The 16,117-nt window shown below is 40.5% G+C and carries 20 protein-coding genes and 2 pseudogenes; 18 read left to right on the top strand and 4 right to left on the bottom strand.

The genetic code is table 11. The features are described 5' to 3' along the window. Positions 1-77 precede the first annotated feature (77 nt). Entirely contained in the window at positions 78-1,262 is a 1,185-nt protein-coding gene (tuf, locus tag MAQA_RS07705) for an elongation factor Tu (RefSeq protein ID WP_036072813.1), read from the top strand. Between the two features lie 119 nt (positions 1,263-1,381). Then, on the top strand, positions 1,382-1,774 hold the full coding sequence (locus tag MAQA_RS07710) for a hypothetical protein (RefSeq protein ID WP_036072815.1): 393 nt from the start codon (positions 1,382-1,384) through the stop codon (positions 1,772-1,774). A 44-nt stretch (positions 1,775-1,818) separates the two neighbouring features. On the opposite strand, the gene MAQA_RS07715 is transcribed toward MAQA_RS07710, so the two are convergent. From MAQA_RS07715 to MAQA_RS07730, 4 genes are all read right to left on the bottom strand, one after another. After that, positions 1,819-2,799 (bottom strand): polyprenyl synthetase family protein, encoded by a 981-nt coding sequence (locus MAQA_RS07715; protein ID WP_036072816.1) that lies wholly within the window; start codon positions 2,797-2,799, stop codon positions 1,819-1,821. Positions 2,800-2,820: 21 nt separating this feature from the next. Beyond that, positions 2,821-3,363: a flavinylation system FAD exporter subunit EetB gene (gene eetB, locus MAQA_RS07720; protein ID WP_036072818.1), complete on the bottom strand. Its 543-nt coding sequence runs from the start codon at positions 3,361-3,363 to the stop codon at positions 2,821-2,823. A 33-nt stretch (positions 3,364-3,396) separates the two neighbouring features. Beyond that, positions 3,397-3,834 carry a NusG domain II-containing protein gene (locus MAQA_RS07725; RefSeq protein WP_036072821.1) on the bottom strand — a complete coding sequence of 146 codons (438 nt, stop codon included), beginning with the start codon at positions 3,832-3,834 and terminating at the stop codon, positions 3,397-3,399. A 157-nt stretch (positions 3,835-3,991) separates the two neighbouring features. Beyond that, a complete protein-coding gene (locus MAQA_RS07730) occupies positions 3,992-5,884 on the bottom strand; it encodes an FAD-dependent oxidoreductase (protein ID WP_036072822.1) in 1,893 nt (630 codons plus the stop codon). A gap of 434 nt (positions 5,885-6,318) precedes the next feature. Here MAQA_RS07730 and pplA point away from each other — a divergent pair. The 16 genes and pseudogenes from pplA to rpsQ all read left to right on the top strand — a co-directional run bounded on the left by pplA (position 6,319) and on the right by rpsQ (position 16,117). Next, a pseudogene (gene pplA / locus MAQA_RS07735) lies at positions 6,319-7,219 on the top strand (extracellular electron transfer flavoprotein PplA). A 160-nt stretch (positions 7,220-7,379) separates the two neighbouring features. Beyond that, positions 7,380-8,340: pseudogene (gene menA / locus MAQA_RS07740) on the top strand (1,4-dihydroxy-2-naphthoate polyprenyltransferase). Between the two features lie 20 nt (positions 8,341-8,360). Next, complete coding sequence (fmnA, locus tag MAQA_RS07745; protein WP_036072824.1) at positions 8,361-9,161, top strand: FAD export ECF transporter transmembrane subunit FmnA; 801 nt, start codon at positions 8,361-8,363, stop codon at positions 9,159-9,161. Positions 9,162-9,596: 435 nt separating this feature from the next. Beyond that, the gene (locus tag MAQA_RS13760; protein ID WP_052008538.1) at positions 9,597-10,268 is read left to right on the top strand and encodes a DUF1266 domain-containing protein; all 672 of its coding nucleotides are present in this window, start codon (positions 9,597-9,599) and stop codon (positions 10,266-10,268) included. 19 nt (positions 10,269-10,287) lie between these two features. Beyond that, on the top strand, positions 10,288-10,512 hold the full coding sequence (locus tag MAQA_RS07755; protein ID WP_036072833.1) for a hypothetical protein: 225 nt from the start codon (positions 10,288-10,290) through the stop codon (positions 10,510-10,512). A 490-nt stretch (positions 10,513-11,002) separates the two neighbouring features. After that, entirely contained in the window at positions 11,003-11,311 is a 309-nt protein-coding gene (gene rpsJ / locus MAQA_RS07760) for a 30S ribosomal protein S10 (RefSeq protein WP_007474836.1), read from the top strand. A gap of 51 nt (positions 11,312-11,362) precedes the next feature. Further along, positions 11,363-11,992 (top strand): 50S ribosomal protein L3, encoded by a 630-nt coding sequence (gene rplC, locus MAQA_RS07765; protein WP_036072838.1) that lies wholly within the window; start codon positions 11,363-11,365, stop codon positions 11,990-11,992. A 24-nt stretch (positions 11,993-12,016) separates the two neighbouring features. Next, entirely contained in the window at positions 12,017-12,640 is a 624-nt protein-coding gene (gene rplD / locus MAQA_RS07770) for a 50S ribosomal protein L4 (RefSeq protein WP_036072839.1), read from the top strand. Then, positions 12,640-12,924: a 50S ribosomal protein L23 gene (gene rplW, locus MAQA_RS07775; RefSeq protein ID WP_036072840.1), complete on the top strand. Its 285-nt coding sequence runs from the start codon at positions 12,640-12,642 to the stop codon at positions 12,922-12,924. Before rplD ends, rplW begins: the two co-directional genes overlap by 1 nt. Before the next feature lie 41 nt (positions 12,925-12,965). Continuing rightward, a complete protein-coding gene (gene rplB, locus MAQA_RS07780; RefSeq protein WP_036072851.1) occupies positions 12,966-13,799 on the top strand; it encodes a 50S ribosomal protein L2 in 834 nt (277 codons plus the stop codon). Between the two features lie 90 nt (positions 13,800-13,889). Further along, positions 13,890-14,201, top strand: coding sequence for a 30S ribosomal protein S19 (gene rpsS, locus MAQA_RS07785; protein ID WP_052008539.1), 312 nt, complete (start codon positions 13,890-13,892; stop codon positions 14,199-14,201). Further along, a complete protein-coding gene (gene rplV, locus MAQA_RS07790) occupies positions 14,191-14,547 on the top strand; it encodes a 50S ribosomal protein L22 (protein ID WP_036072854.1) in 357 nt (118 codons plus the stop codon). The genes rpsS and rplV overlap by 11 nt, the downstream gene beginning before the upstream one ends. Before the next feature lie 3 nt (positions 14,548-14,550). Further along, positions 14,551-15,207, top strand: coding sequence for a 30S ribosomal protein S3 (rpsC, locus tag MAQA_RS07795; protein ID WP_036072856.1), 657 nt, complete (start codon positions 14,551-14,553; stop codon positions 15,205-15,207). A gap of 2 nt (positions 15,208-15,209) precedes the next feature. After that, complete coding sequence (gene rplP, locus MAQA_RS07800) at positions 15,210-15,644, top strand: 50S ribosomal protein L16 (protein WP_007474821.1); 435 nt, start codon at positions 15,210-15,212, stop codon at positions 15,642-15,644. Continuing rightward, positions 15,634-15,825, top strand: coding sequence for a 50S ribosomal protein L29 (gene rpmC / locus MAQA_RS07805; protein ID WP_036072858.1), 192 nt, complete (start codon positions 15,634-15,636; stop codon positions 15,823-15,825). Before rplP ends, rpmC begins: the two co-directional genes overlap by 11 nt. A gap of 28 nt (positions 15,826-15,853) precedes the next feature. Further along, positions 15,854-16,117 carry a 30S ribosomal protein S17 gene (gene rpsQ, locus MAQA_RS07810; RefSeq protein ID WP_036072860.1) on the top strand — a complete coding sequence of 88 codons (264 nt, stop codon included), beginning with the start codon at positions 15,854-15,856 and terminating at the stop codon, positions 16,115-16,117.

A 16,117-nucleotide genomic window follows, 5' to 3' on the forward strand; every position in this document is an offset into this window, starting at 1 on the left:
GAAGTACTTGCCGAGTGAATTTCACTTGGCAGCTATTAAATATCATTTTTTTAAACATTAAGGAGGATTTTATTAAAATGGCAAAAGAAAAATTTGACCGCTCAAAACCCCATGTAAACGTTGGAACAATTGGACACGTCGACCATGGTAAAACTACACTAACTGCAGCTATCACTACAGTTCTATCTAAAGACGGAATGGCACAAGCATCTGCTTATGACCAAATCGATGGTGCACCAGAAGAACGTGAACGTGGTATCACTATCTCTACTGCACACGTAGAGTATGAAACTGCTAACCGTCACTATGCACACGTTGACTGCCCAGGACACGCTGACTATGTTAAAAACATGATCACTGGTGCTGCACAAATGGACGGAGCTATCCTAGTAGTATCTGCTGCTGATGGCCCAATGCCACAAACTCGTGAACACATTCTTCTTTCTCGTCAAGTAGGTGTTCCTTACATCGTTGTATTCCTAAACAAATGCGACATGGTTGACGACGAAGAACTACTTGAACTAGTTGAAATGGAAGTTCGTGAACTTCTAAGCGAATATGACTTCCCTGGCGACGACATTCCTGTAATCAAAGGTTCTGCACTTAAAGCTCTTGAAGGAGACGCTGAATGGGAAGGCAAAATCCATGAATTAATGGACGCTGTTGATTCTTACATTCCAACTCCAGAACGTGATCATGACAAACCATTCATGATGCCAGTCGAAGACGTATTCTCGATCACTGGTCGTGGTACTGTTGCAACTGGACGTGTTGAACGTGGACAAATCAAAGTTGGTGACGAAGTTGAAATCATCGGTATCAAAGATACTGCTAAATCAACTGTTACTGGTGTAGAAATGTTCCGTAAGCTTCTTGACTATGCAGAAGCTGGAGATAACATTGGTGCGCTTCTTCGTGGGGTTGCTCGTGAAGATATCGAACGTGGACAAGTTCTTGCTCAACCAGGATCGATCACTCCACACACTAAATTCGAAGCTGAAGTTTATGTTTTAACTAAAGAAGAAGGTGGACGTCATACTCCATTCTTCACAAACTACCGCCCACAATTCTACTTCCGTACAACTGACGTAACTGGTGTTGTTGAACTTCCAGCAGGTACTGAAATGGTTATGCCTGGAGACAACATTACAATTACAGTTGAACTTATCGCTCCAATCGCGATTGAAGATGGTACTAAATTCTCAATCCGTGAAGGTGGACGTACAGTAGGCGCTGGCGTTGTAGCTAAAATCGACAAATAATAAATTTATTTGTTCTATAAAAGTCGGTGAAGCATTTATGCTTCCCGGCTTTTTTTTGTTGTTTTTCTGACCCTGATAGGCGTATGCTTGATATGGAAAAGGAAAGGTAGGGATAAAGAATGGCAGCAAAAGAAAGAAGATTACAAATAAAAGCAAAATGTGCGGAGTTTGGTGGTGGATATGCTCAGCTAGTCGAACCCATTAATGATATGCTACTTGCATTAGATGCAGATATTTCGCAAGAAACGGCAAGTCAGGTGCTTTTGAATATTGAACTCTATGCAAAAGGAGAGAAATATCTACCGGATTGCCATCTGGATGAAAGTAATCATTTTCTAGATGACGGCATAAAAGCGCTAAAAGCAGGGGATCTTGGGAATGCGGCCTTACAACTATTCGGAGCAGGACTTAATTTTGCAAGTTTTGCTGCGAAAGCGAACGGTGTGAAAAAAGTAGACGCGCATCCGATGCTTGCTGCACGTTTCAAGCGTTTGAAGGAAATGAAAGAATGACAAAAAAGGAACTTGGCAACTGCCAAGTTCCTTTTTTGTCACGCCTAAATTTGGCGGGTTAAAATTTCATTTGTAAGAGCCGAAAGCTGGTCACGGTAAGCACCTTTCGGCAGCTTAGCGATTTCTTTTTGGGCTTTCTTCGTGTATTTTCCTGCAAGTTCAAATGCTTGCGCCGTACCCTGATAGCGGTTGATAAGCGTCGTTAGCTCGCGGAGATCCGCGTCTGTCATCTCCTCTTTCTTGCTAAGAAGAGGTTCAAAATCTCGCTTATGGCCACGCATCGCATAGATGAGCGGAAGCGAGTAAACCCCTTGGAGGACATCGTTTAACACCGGTTTTCCGAGCCCGTCATCCGTACTCGTGTAATCAAGCACATCGTCAATGATTTGAAACGCCATGCCGAGATAATGCCCGATATTCCAAGCTTTAATGGCAAGTGCACGAGGAGTTTTGCTAGAGACTGCGCCAGAATAGCAACTCAAGGCAAACAGCTGCGCCGTTTTCCCTGAAATGCGTGCGAGGTAGGACTTTACAGACACATTTAAATCGTAACGCGTGCGCATTTGATCAAGCTCACCCATCAAAATTTTCTCGATGTTTTTACTGCTGAATTCAATGTTCGAAATCGAATCCGAATGCTTGGACAAAATCTTAAAACAAATGGTGAATAAATAGTCACCAGTATAGACCGCATAGTGATTTCCGTATTTCGAATTGATCGTTGGTTTACCTCGTCTGATAGAAGATTCATCCACAACGTCATCGTGAATCAGCGTCGCCATATGTAGGACTTCAAGCGCTGCTGCAACAGATATGGCACGATCTCGGTCGTAATCCGGACCAAGGTTCGCCGAAAGTAAGGCAAATGCCGGCCGAAGTAACTTGCCGCCAGCGTGAATCAACATTTTAATGTTTTCTTCAACACGTTTATCGCGAATTTGAATATTTTCTTCAATGGTTTGAAGCACATCAGCAAGATCAGTTTTTAGTTCAGGATAATGTTCCCACATGGAATGAAGTTGCATAGCGAAACTCCTTTTTTCTATTTATTCGAGTGTGCGCTGTTCTTGTTTGGCGTTAAAAAACACACGTAGGGTTTCAACGTTTTTCAGTAAATAATTAGCTGCGATTCCTACTGCGATCCCTGAAAGAATACCGATAAAGGAAAGGACGGGTAGATAAAGCATTACGCTCCAAGAACCCGCGATCCAGCTTGCTACAACTAGTTGACCAACGTTATGCAGAATTCCCCCGGTTGTGCTGACGCCAATGATACTAACATTTTTAGGTCCTAATTTTTGTACTGCCCACATTCCGATAAAACTTAGTAAAGCACCGGCTGCGCTGTACAAAAATGTAGAAATAGTTCCGCCAAGTAAAGTCGAGAGGACAAGGCGGATGATGATGATCATAAAAGTATCTTTAGTCGAGAGCGTATAAAGCGAGATGCAGGTAATGATATTAGCGAGCCCAAGTTTTGCTCCAGGTGCGAATGCAAAGGGGAAGGGGATAGCTCGTTCTAATAAGCTAATCACCACAGCTTGCGCCGCGAGCAGAGCGATATAAACTAGACGTTTATTTTTCGTCATAAAATTTCACTTTCCTTTTTTCTTCCTGAAGAATCAAGAAGAAATAATCATATCGTCGTCATCGTTGTTGTTTGAACCGCCATCAGTTGCCTTCACTTCGATAACGAGTTTATGTGGGAGACAAACAATCGTTTCACCGCGTTTTGTAATGGCACCTGTTCGAACGCAAACTTGGTCACCACATGTAGCTTTAGAGATTCGAATTTGTTCATCTTTCACTTCAATCGTATTGGAATCGCCATCATCTTGTGTAATAGTGAAGGATTCTGTACCGGTGTGTCCAGTTAAAGCAACTTTTTTATATTCTTTGCCATCTACCGTAATAACGGCAGTCAACCCTTGATTTTCTGTGGTTTTCGGTTCATTCGCTTTAACATAAGAGAAAATAGCTAGAGGCAAAAAAGAAAGCAATGTTAGCAAAACGACAAGAATGATATCGAAGCGACGAATCATTTTTAAATATGGCTTCACTTACTTTCCCCCTCCGATCATTTTCCTATCCCTTTTATTGTATAGGATTTAAGTGAAAAAATATACCGTTTTTCTTCTGAATGTATAAATAAACTGATTGAAAATAAGAGGAGCGAAATCCACAAATGGGACTTCGCTCCTTGTTCAAAGTTATCCGTTATTTCCTGTCTGAATCCCGGTAAACAGCACGAGGTTTACCGTACCAGAAGTTGCCAAGGTGTTTTTGGAACCAAGGAACAACCCAATAATCTAAACCAAATGTGCGACCAGCACCATTTAGCATTGCGAACGAAGCAGGAAGAGCCCAGAATTTGTCCCATCCAAGCATAGCGCTCAGTGTAAACATTACTAGGAAGCCCATGCTTCCAACGCTTGCAAGCCAAGTGAATAGTCCAACTACAAGCGCAAGACCAATGGCAAGTTCAATGAAAGGAACAACCTTTTGCATGAAAACAGCCACATCTTGATTTGGCATTACGATTTTCATGATCCATTCAAACCAGCCCCACATGTGACTTAAAATAGGTGTTGTCACATTTTGAGCAGCATCACCGGCAGCATCACCAGCAGCTTGGCTCGCGCCAGATGTAGCAGCAGCTTGCAACCAGTCAAATGGCATTTTCGAAGTCGTTGCAGTTAACCAAGAATCAGGTCCAAGCCCTTGGAACATCGGCTTAAGATTTGTCAGACTGACTTTATCCCAAGTCCCTTCACCGTAAATCTTCGCAAGTGCTTCATCAATCCAGAACCAACCTAGATAAACACGTAGTGGTAAGCTCCAAATAACATTTCCGTAACGAGAAGTCCAGCCGCGGAAAATGTTGCGATGGTCTTTGATATGGAAGAATTCGTGCATAATATATTGCCACATGTAGTAACCGCTTCGGATTCCGAAGAAGTAGTACAAGTTAACGATGTGTTTCATAAAGATCGCAAACCAGCCAGAAAGATGCATCCCAGAAAGGTTTGCAACCCCGTACTTAGCACCAATCGAAACCATAACACCGTGATATTTCCCTTGGAAAGGTGTTTTGTCTCCGCCACTAATTTCAGCAATGATGCTTTTGGCAGCAGTCATCCCAGTTTGTTCGGCCGCTTCAACGATTTGTGGAGTTGGTTTGCCTTCTTCTTCCTCAAAGTAAGCTAAGTCCCCGATAACATAAGTGTTTTCGTATTTTTCAGCTTCCATATATTGGTTGACTTTAAGACGACCAGCACGTGCTGATTCCATTCCATAATCTTTTGTATCTGAATTTGCACGGACACCAGCAGTCCAAATTAACGTGTGTGTCGGAAGTTCTTCACCAGATTTTAAGACAATGCTTTCAGGTTTGACTTCAACAATTGCAGCGCTTTTAAGGATTTTAATACCTTTTTTCACCATGTATTTTTCAGCTTTGTCGGCATCGCGGCGTTCTAACATGTTTAGAATTGTTGGAGCCGCTTCAACGACGATCAATTCAATTTCAGCTTTGTCGATTTTGTTATCTTTTGCAAGACGATCTTTCCATTCAAGCAATTCGCCAACCATTTCAATTCCAGTAAAACCAGAACCACAGACAACGAAGCGTAGCATGGCTTTACGCTTTTCAACGTCTTGTTCGCGGCTAGCTTTTGTAACGGTCGCCTCAATGTGTTTTCTCAAACGAACAGCATCTTCCCAAGACCAAAGCGTGAATCCGTTTTCTTGTACGCCCGGCGTACCGAAGTCATTCGGCTCTCCACCCATACCAAGTACAAGATAGTCATAGGGATAGCTTCCATGTTCAGTTGTTACAACCTTTTTGTCGTGATCTACGTTTGTGACATTATCCGTCACCAGATTTACTTTTGTGCGATTGAACAAACGACGCAAATCATATTGAATAGCTGTCGGTTCAACGCGCCCACCAGCGACTTCATGAAGTTCCGTCATCATTGTATGATATGAATGACGGTCGATCAAAGTGATTTTCACATCTTGATCTCTTTTGTACTTTTTCGCAAGCTTCTTTGCTGCGTGTACCCCTGCATACCCTGCCCCTATCAGAACAATATTTTTTTCAGGCATATGCGTTCTCAACTCCTTGTTATTTTATTCACAAACAAATAAATTAGTGCAAAGTAAAAAGTATAATAATAACCTAACATAGTGTAACAGATTCTATAGACCCTTGTCTAGACCGTTTTGAGTAAAAAACTACAAAAGTAAAAAAAATAGTGCTTTATTGGAAACAACTCATTTTTTATGGGTGTAAATACCTTGAAGTAAGTAGGTATAATGACTGTTTTGTTTGCTATTTATCAAATTTTGCAAGAAACAAGAGCTTTCTCCCTTCATTTAGTTTATTTTTTATAAAATTCTATAAATTAGATTATTTTGTTGTGTATAGACAAAGTCCTGTCGTGATGGTATGATTTGAATGTAATCGTGATAGACGCTTTCAAATTAGGTTTTCTTGCTCGCGTTATCACAAACTTTATTAGTTAAGGTGGGAGCGAATTATGGAATTGAAAAAAGTTGCGATGGGGCTTACTGCTGTAGTAGCATCAAGCATGTTGTTAGTAGCTTGTGGGAATGATAATAGTTCTTCTGACAAGAAATCAGGTAGCGATACAAAACAAGAACAAAAAAAAATCCGCAGATGCTAAAACAGACGGAACAATGACTGATGGAACATACAAACTAGAAGAACAAAACTATGATGATAAAGGCTGGAAAGGCTTTATGTCTATCAAAGTAAAAGATGGCAAAATTACAGACGCAAACTATGACTATAAAAATAAAGATGGCAAGTTAAAATCTGAAGATGCAGACTACGAAAAAGCAATGAAAGCTAAAGCTGGTACTGGTCCGAAAGAATACTTGAAAGAACTTAACGATTCTCTTGTGAAAAACCAAGCGGCTGGAGCAGTAGAAGTTGTTTCTGGTGCTACGCATTCTTCTGATACATTTATCAACTATGCAAACCAATTGATCCAAGCAGCACAACGTGGTGACACAACAACAATCAAGATCAATAACGGTGAAAAAATGCAAGACGGAACTTACAAATTAGAAGAACAAAACTACTCGAACGGCTACCGCACAGTGTTCTCGATGACTGTTAAAGATGGTAAAATCTCTGAATCTGATTACAACTATGTAAATAAAGATGGTCAAAAGAAAACGGACGATGCTGACTATGAAAAAACAATGAAAGAAAAAGCTGGCACTGGTCCAAAAGAATATATCCCAGCACTTAATGAATCTTTAGTTGACAAGCAAGAAGCAGGAGAAGTGGATACAGTTTCTGGAGCTACTCATTCTTCCGATCAATTCAAGATTTACGCTGCACAACTTATCAATGCGGCACAAAACGGGAACACAAGTACAATCAAAGTTTACAACAAAGTAGAAGAATAAGATTCTTTCCGAGTTGGAATTAACAAAAACCCCTAGAGTTAGACGCCTAACTCTAGGGGTTTTTTCATTTGGAAGGGATAGCATTTTAGCGGCTTTTAAGTTATAGTGTAAACGTTGAATAAAAAGATACATTTTAAGGAGTTAAAGGGGAGGGAACCCAGTGTCTATCAAGGCATTTTTAGAGCTGGTGGAAATCAGAACAAAAATTGCAAGTGTCTACCCATTTGTTCTTGGTACATTGTTTGTCTTTTACAAACTACAAACGATTAACCTTGGAAATACACTTATTTTCTTTGTTGCAATGCTGATTTTTGATTTAACAACAACAGCTATCAACAATTATATGGACTACCGAAAAGCAACGGACAATCACGATTACGATTTTCGAGTGGAAAGTAATGTGATTGGGAAAATGAACATCCCGCAAAAAAAACGTCATTTTATTGATTTTTACGATGTTTCTCATAGCTACGGCTCTTGGTGTATGGCTTGTAGTTCGAACAGATTTATTGGTACTTTTGATTGGCTTTGCATGTTTTTGTATTGGCATTTTATATACATTTGGACCAGTTCCATTATCGCGCATGCCGCTTGGCGAAGTGTTTTCAGGCGTAACAATGGGATTTGGGATTTTCTTTTTGGCAATTTACATGAGTGCGTATGATGCAGGAGTCGCTAACTTATTGTGGCAAGGGGAATGGATTGACATCCGTTTCAATCTGCTACGAATCATTGAAATTGGTGTCGTATCGCTGCCGTGCATCTTCACCATCGCGAATATCATGCTAGCAAATAATCTTTGTGACCTTGACGAAGATATTCGTAATCACCGCTACACGCTACCATATTATATTGGCAGGAAAATGGGGGTACTACTTTTCAATACGCTTTATTACGCCTCTTTTGCCGCCGTGGTCGCTGCAGTCATTTTGCGTTACTTAAGTCCGATTATGCTTCTCGTTTTACTTGTGATCCCGCTTGTATACCGTAATCTTAAAAAATTCAATCAAGAGCAAGTGAAGTCAAAAACTTTCGTTGTAGCCATCAAAAACTTTGTGCTCATCAATGCATCGCTTGCCGTGTTACTTGCGATCAGTATTCTCATTAAATATCTATTTTAAATGGAAGGAAGGCAATTTGGATGATTGATAAGCTCATATTTGGCCGCTTTGTTCCAGGAGAGTCTTGGATACATGCGTTGGATGCCCGCACGAAATTGCTTGGCGGATTCTACTTCATTGCCATCTTATTTTTAGCCAATAACCCATACGCCCATGCTTTGATGATTGCTTTCACTTTCGGCGTAATCTTCCTAACAGGGATTAAAGTTAAAGTATTCATCAAAGGCGTGCGGCCGCTGCTTTGGTTGATTTTGTTCACGGTGATCTTGCAAATGCTATTTACAAGTGGCGGAATCATTTATTTTGAGTTCGGTCCTTTCACGATTTCATCTTTCGGAGTCATAAATGGTATCTACGTATTCATCCGTTTTACACTCATCATCATCCTATCTACAGTCATTACACTCACAACAACGCCGATGGATTTGACCGATGCCATTGAATACTTACTACGCCCACTTAAGTATCTCAAGGTTCCGGTCGCAGATATTGCTTTAATGATCACCGTTGCGCTTCGCTTTATTCCAACACTCATGGAAGAGACGGATAAAATCATGAAAGCCCAACGAGCGCGAGGTGTCGAGTTTGGAGAAGGGAATTTGTTTGAGCAAATGAAAGTAGTCGTACCAATCTTTATTCCGCTATTCGTCAGTTCGTTCAATCGAGCGGAAGATTTGGCGGATGCAATGGAAGTCCGTGGTTACGATGGCGGAGAAGGTCGTACAAAATTTAGATTGCTGCACTGGCGTTGGATCGACTTAATCGCTTTAATTGTAATTGTGCTACTGACAGCTTCACTTATCTATTTACGAGGTTATTAATTAAACTATCCCCGCCCGAAAACAAGTCAAGAACTTGTTTTCGGGCGGGATTTGTTTTGGCGCGTTTTACTCAAATTGTGCTACCTATAGCTAAGGGTGCTTGGTTCTTTTTGTTGACCGTATGCTCATGACTCAAATTATAACAACACAAAATGCTATAGGTTAAGTAAAAAAAATAGTACTTGTAAAATAATGGTGGATTCGCTCATGGAACAATAGGTTTTACAACAAAATCCTGCTTATTAAAAAACTTTTCTGCAGTGTTTTAGGTTTGTATAATAAACAAAAAACAGACAAAAAATGGACAAAAAGTAGATAGCGGGAATTAAATTACGTTTAAATCCCTGGTTTAAGCATAGGAGGCGGATGTTAAAATAATGAATGTGAATAGTTCCTATTCATTAAAAATGATAAGAAGAAAAGGAGGAGTTTTCATTGTTTGGTCGGAAAAAGAGATTGAAGTTTATAGAAGAAAATCGAGTGAGTCCGGAGGAGCAAGTCTATTTGGGTCTAGGTGCTGTTCTTGTAGATGTGAATTCTGCGTCTAGCCTAGTGTTTAAAATGCGCGGGAAACCTAAATATATGGCTCAGATAATAGAAGCGGGATGGGGGATTGTGGATAGAGCAACGGCGCTTCAAATGATTGATTGGCTTTTAGAGCAAGGGCATGTAGCGGAATATCAAACTGAATTTGAAAATTTTCGAGCTGGGGGATTTAAAGGGACTTCTGCTGAGAAAAATGCGGATTGGAAAGAACTGGAAGAAGATATCAAAACATTCGGAAGTGAATTTACAGTTGAATATTTTAGAAACTGTACAACTGTTATAGCTTGGGATTTTGAAAGAGCAGCATTTTTGGCTCGAGTATGTCATCATCTTGGCTATTTGGAAGAGCGAGAGGCTTGGGAAATCATTAAAGAACGAGTTGCTCCGCTAGTTAGAAAAGAAGATTTTAAAGATTGGAAGGAATATGCGGTTTCATTTCTTGCGGGACGTAGTTTTTGTTTCGGTGCTAATGACGTAGATGTTATTCTAACGACTAATGACCTTTTGGGAGAAAAGAAGGAAGCGGCTGTTTGGCAAGAAAGCCCTTTGTCGAGTTTATAAACCTAGGAGGATAAGTAAGGTGAGTCCACAAATTGTTACATATTTAGTTTTAATTTTATCTGGAATTTATGCAATTCATGTTGTTTTTGGCTTAATTCGAGTTAGACGCCAAGGAGAAACGATGTATTTTCGACCGTTTCGATTTATAGCTGCTATTATTGTTTTCTTGCTAGCGCTTTATGCTGTCACTTCCAATATGACTTATGATGACCTAGTAGTTAAAATTGAGGATTGGTTCCGGTAAAACAATGAAAAGATGAATGAGTACACAAATATAAGACAATATTTGGACTGCGACTAACCGGTGAATAAAAGGGTTGGCGCAGTTTTTTGCTGTCGAAAGAATTGAGTTTTGATCTTTTTGCTTTTTATCAGTGTAGTAAAGACAAGTGGGTAGTCTGTTTTCCTAAAGAAAAATAAATACTAGTTTTTTTTCTTCTATAATATATAACGTTTATTTTACGTTAGAATTTCAAAAATGAAATTCCCTAATCGAATCTGAAACTTTTTCAAAAAACGGTTGATTCGTAAGGGTAACCCGTGTATAATAGATAAAGTGCAAATGGATAGGCACTCGTCTGCCCTTTTGTGCCCACAACCCCCTATTTGGCGAGGTTGTAGATGTGATGAAGTGGAAGGTTGCTGACACACCCGGCCGCTTTGCCATGGCGGGTACTCAGGTAATTTCCATGGAGAATGTCTATTTTAAAAATAGGCGAGAAGGAGGGAAAATAATGGCAAAACAAAAAATTCGTATTCGTTTAAAAGCTTATGATCATCGTATTTTAGATCAATCAGCTGAAAAAATCGTTGAAACTGCGAAACGTTCTGGCGCTTCTGTGTCTGGTCCGATTCCGCTTCCAACAGAAAAATCTGTTTATACGGTTTTACGTGCGGTCCATAAATATAAAGATTCGCGCGAACAATTCGAAATGCGTACGCACAAACGTTTAATCGACATCGTTAACCCAACACCACAAACGGTTGACAGCTTGATGCGTTTGGATCTGCCGAGTGGTGTAGATATCGAAATCAAACTTTAATAAATTGGGCGAAATGCCCGCAAAAATAACAATTAACAGGAGGTGTGACTCATGACCAAAGGAATCTTAGGTAGAAAAGTAGGGATGACTCAAGTTTTCACTGAAAACGGGGAACTTATTCCAGTTACAGTAATCGAAGCAGCGGATAACGTTGTACTTCAAAAGAAAACAGTTGAAACTGACGGTTACGAAGCGGTTCAAATCGGCTTCGAAAACAAACGTGAAGTTTTAGCGAACAAACCCGAAAAAGGTCATGTAGCAAAAGCCAATACTACTCCTAAGCGCTTCATTCGCGAATTCCGCGATGTAAACTTAGACGAGTATGAAATTGGTTCAGAAATCAAAGTAGATGTATTCGCAGAAGGTGACGTCGTGGACGTGACAGGCGTATCGAAAGGTAAAGGGTTCCAAGGTGTTATTAAACGCCACGGACAAGCTCGCGGGCCAATGGCTCACGGTTCTCGTTACCACCGTCGCCCTGGTTCAATGGGTCCTGTAGCACCTAACCGTGTTTTCAAAAATAAACTTCTTCCAGGTCGTATGGGTGGAGATCAAATCACTATCCAAAACTTGGAAATCGTTAAAGTAGACGCAGAAAAGAACTTACTTTTAGTAAAAGGTAATGTTCCTGGTGCAAAAAAATCATTAGTTCAAATTAAAACTGCTATTAAAGCAAAATAAAAAGTTGGAAAGGAGGACTAACGAATGCCAAAACTAAGCTTACTTAAACAAGATGGATCACAAGCTGGCGAAATCACGTTGAACGATGCTGTTTTCGGTGTTGAACCAAACGAAAAAGTTGTTGTCGACGTTATTTTGAGCCAAAGAGCTTCCTTACGTCAAGGGACTCATAAAGTAAAAAATCGTTCTGAAGTACGTGGTGGTGGTCGTAAACCATGGCGTCAAAAAGGTACTGGTCGTGCTCGTCAAGGTTCGATCCGTTCGCCGCAATGGCGTGGTGGTGGTACTGTATTTGGACCAACTCCTCGTTCGTACGCATACAAATTGCCGAAGAAAGTTCGCCGTTTAGCGATCAAATCGATCTTATCTTCAAAAGTACTTGATAATGATATCGTAGTACTTGAAGATCTAGCATTTGAAACGCCAAAAACAAAAGAATTTGCGGCTTTCCTTAAAAATATCTCTGTAGATACAAAAGCTCTTGTTGTCGTTGCTTCTGAAAGCGAAAATATCGAACTTTCTGCACGCAACATCCAAGGCATTACTGTTATTCCGGCTGAAAGTATCTCAGTACTAGAAGTTGCTGGACATGATAAACTCATTGTCACACAAGCAGCTGTTCAAAAGATAGAGGAGGTGCTTGCATAATGGATGCACGCGACATCATTAAGCGCCCGGTTGTCACTGAGGAATCTACTAGTGTTCTTGATGACAAGAAATACACTTTTGAAGTAGACACTCGTGCTACAAAAACTCAAATCAAACATGCAATTGAAGAAATCTTTGAAGTTGAAGTAACGAAAGTAAACGTTATGAACTACAAAGGGAAGAAAAAACGCATGGGTCGTTATGTTGGTTATACGAACAAGCGTCGTAAAGCAATCGTAACTTTGAGTAATGATAGTAAAGAAATTCAATTCTTTGAAGTTTAATACGAACATTTTTGAATAAAATCTAACGAGGAGGGAAAAAAATGGCGATTAAAAAGTACAAACCTACCACAAACGGCCGCCGTCATATGACAAGTTCTGATTTTGCTGAGATTACGACAAGTACTCCAGAAAAATCTTTGCTACGTCCTATGAAAAAGAAAGCTGGTCGTAACAACCAAGGTAAGTTAACTGTTCGTCATCACGGTGGCGGTCATAAACGTCAATACCGTGTGATCGATTTTAAACGTAATAAAGATGGCGTTCCTGGACGTATCGCTACAATCGAATACGATCCAAACCGCTCGGCTAATATTGCACTCGTTCACTACGCTGATGGAGAAAAACGCTACATCATCGCAGCGAAAGGCCTGGAAGTTGGCCAAACAATTCATTCTGGAGCAGAAGCTGATATCAAAATCGGAAATGCTTTAGAACTTAAAGATATTCCAGTGGGTACTGTTGTCCACAATATCGAACTTAAACCTGGGAAAGGCGGACAACTTGTTCGTTCTGCTGGAGCAAGCGCTCAAATTCTAGGTAAAGAAGGTAAATACGTTCTTGTACGTCTTAAATCTGGTGAAGTTCGTATGATTCTTGCTACTTGCCGTGCTACAATCGGTCAAGTTGGTAATGAGCAACATGAACTTATCAACATTGGTAAAGCTGGACGTTCGCGTTGGATGGGTAAACGCCCAACTGTTCGTGGTTCGGTTATGAACCCTAACGATCACCCACATGGTGGTGGTGAAGGTAAAGCACCGATCGGACGTAAATCTCCAATGTCTCCTTGGGGCAAACCAACACTTGGATATAAAACTCGTAAGAAAAACAACAACTCCGATAAATTTATCGTACGTCGTCGTAAAGGTAAATAAGATCTGGGATAAAATTACGTTAATTTTGATAGCAGGGAGTTTGCGGAGGCTAAACTCCGGCTTCCTAGCTATACGAAGGGAGGTTCCGTCATGGGTCGTAGCTTAAAGAAAGGACCTTTTGTCGATGAACATTTGATGAAGAAAGTGGAAGCAGCAAATGAAAGTGACAAGAAACAAGTAATTAAGACTTGGTCGCGTCGTTCCACTATTTTTCCAGTATTCGTAGGTCAAACAATTGCTGTATATGATGGACGCAAACATGTTCCTGTTTATGTTCAAGAAGATATGGTTGGACACAAATTAGGTGAATTTGCACCAACTCGTACTTACCGTGGACACGCGGGAGACGACAAAAAAAACAAAACGATAATTTCGAGAGGAGGATATCTAAATGGCAAGTGAAATTACAAGTGCAAAAGCCGTTGCCAAAACGGTACGTATTGCTCCTCGTAAAGCGAGAATCGTTATTGATTTAATCCGAGGCAAGCAAGTTGGCGAAGCAATTGCAATTTTGAAGTTTACTCCAAAAGCAGCTTCACCAGTTATTGAAAAAGTATTGAAATCTGCTATGGCAAACGCTGAACATAACTATGATTTAGACGTAAACAACCTAGTGGTTTCGGAAGCTTTCGTTGATGAAGGTCCGACACTTAAACGTTTCCGTCCACGTGCACAAGGTCGTGCAAGTGCAATCAATAAACGTACAAGCCACATCACTGTTGTGGTATCTGAAGTGAAGGAGGGATAAACGTTGGGTCAAAAAATACATCCAATTGGTATGCGTATCGGTGTCATTCGTGACTGGGATTCAAAATGGTACGCTGAAAAAGATTACGCTAATTTCTTACATGAAGATTTGCGCATTCGTGATTACATTGCTAAACGCTTGGCTGATGCTTCCGTTTCGCGTGTTGAGATCGAACGTGCTGCTAACCGTGTGAATATCACTATTCATACAGCTAAACCTGGTATGGTAATCGGTAAAGGTGGTTCAGAAGTTGAAGCGCTTCGTAAAGCCCTAAACGATTTAACAGATAAACGTGTCCACATCAATATCGTTGAAATCAAACGTGCTGATCTAGACGCAAAACTTGTTGCTGAAAACATTGCAAGACAACTTGAAGGACGTGTTTCTTTCCGTCGTGCACAAAAACAAGCTATCCAACGTACAATGCGTGCTGGTGCGAAAGGAATTAAAACTCAAGTATCTGGTCGTCTTGGCGGAGCTGATATTGCTCGTGCTGAACACTATAGCGAAGGAACTGTACCGCTTCATACTCTTCGTGCTGATATCGATTATGCATGGGAAGAAGCAGATACAACTTATGGTAAACTAGGCGTTAAAGTTTGGATCTACCGTGGTGAAGTCCTTCCAACGAAGAAAAACAATGTGGAAGGAGGAAAATAATTATGTTAGTCCCTAAACGTGTAAAATACCGTCGTGAATTCCGTGGAAATATGCGCGGTCGTGCGAAAGGCGGCACAGAAGTTGCATTTGGTGAATATGGTCTTCAAGCTGTTGAAGCTTCTTGGATCACAAACCGTCAAATCGAAGCTGCTCGTATCGCAATGACTCGTTACATGAAACGTGGCGGTAAAGTTTGGATTAAAATTTTCCCTCATAAATCTTACACATCTAAACCAATCGGAGTTCGGATGGGTAAAGGTAAAGGTGCTCCGGAAGGCTGGGTAAGTCCAGTTAAACGTGGCAAAATTATGTTTGAAATCGCAGGTGTGCCTGAGGAAGTTGCGCGTGAAGCGTTGCGCCTTGCATCACACAAACTGCCGGTCAAAACAAAGATCGTAAAACGTGAAGAAATTGGTGGTGAAGCAAATGAAAGCTAAAGATATCCGTGAACTATCCACTACCGAAATCCAAGATCAAGAAAAAGCGCTAAAGGAAGAGCTTTTCAACTTGCGCTTTCAATTAGCTACAGGACAATTGGAAAATACTGCTCGCATTAAAGAAGTACGTAAATCCATTGCTCGTATGAAAACAATTGTGAAAGAAAGAGAACTTGCTTAAGACGAAATTAATAAGGAGGTTTTAATACATGGCTGACCGTAATCAACGTAAAGTCTATACAGGTCGCGTTGTATCCGACAAAATGGATAAAACGATTACTGTAGTTGTTGAAACATACAAAAAGCATGGTTTGTATGGTAAACGCGTGAAGTATTCGAAGAAATTCAAAGCTCATGATGAAAATAACACTGCAAAAACTGGCGATATCGTTCGTATCATGGAAACTCGCCCTCTATCTTCAACTAAACATTTCCGTTTACTAGAAGTAGTAGAAGAAGCAGTAATTATTTAA

Origin of the sequence: Listeria aquatica FSL S10-1188 (assembly GCF_000525795.1) — a bacterium.
GTDB lineage: Bacteria > Bacillota > Bacilli > Lactobacillales > Listeriaceae > Listeria > Listeria aquatica.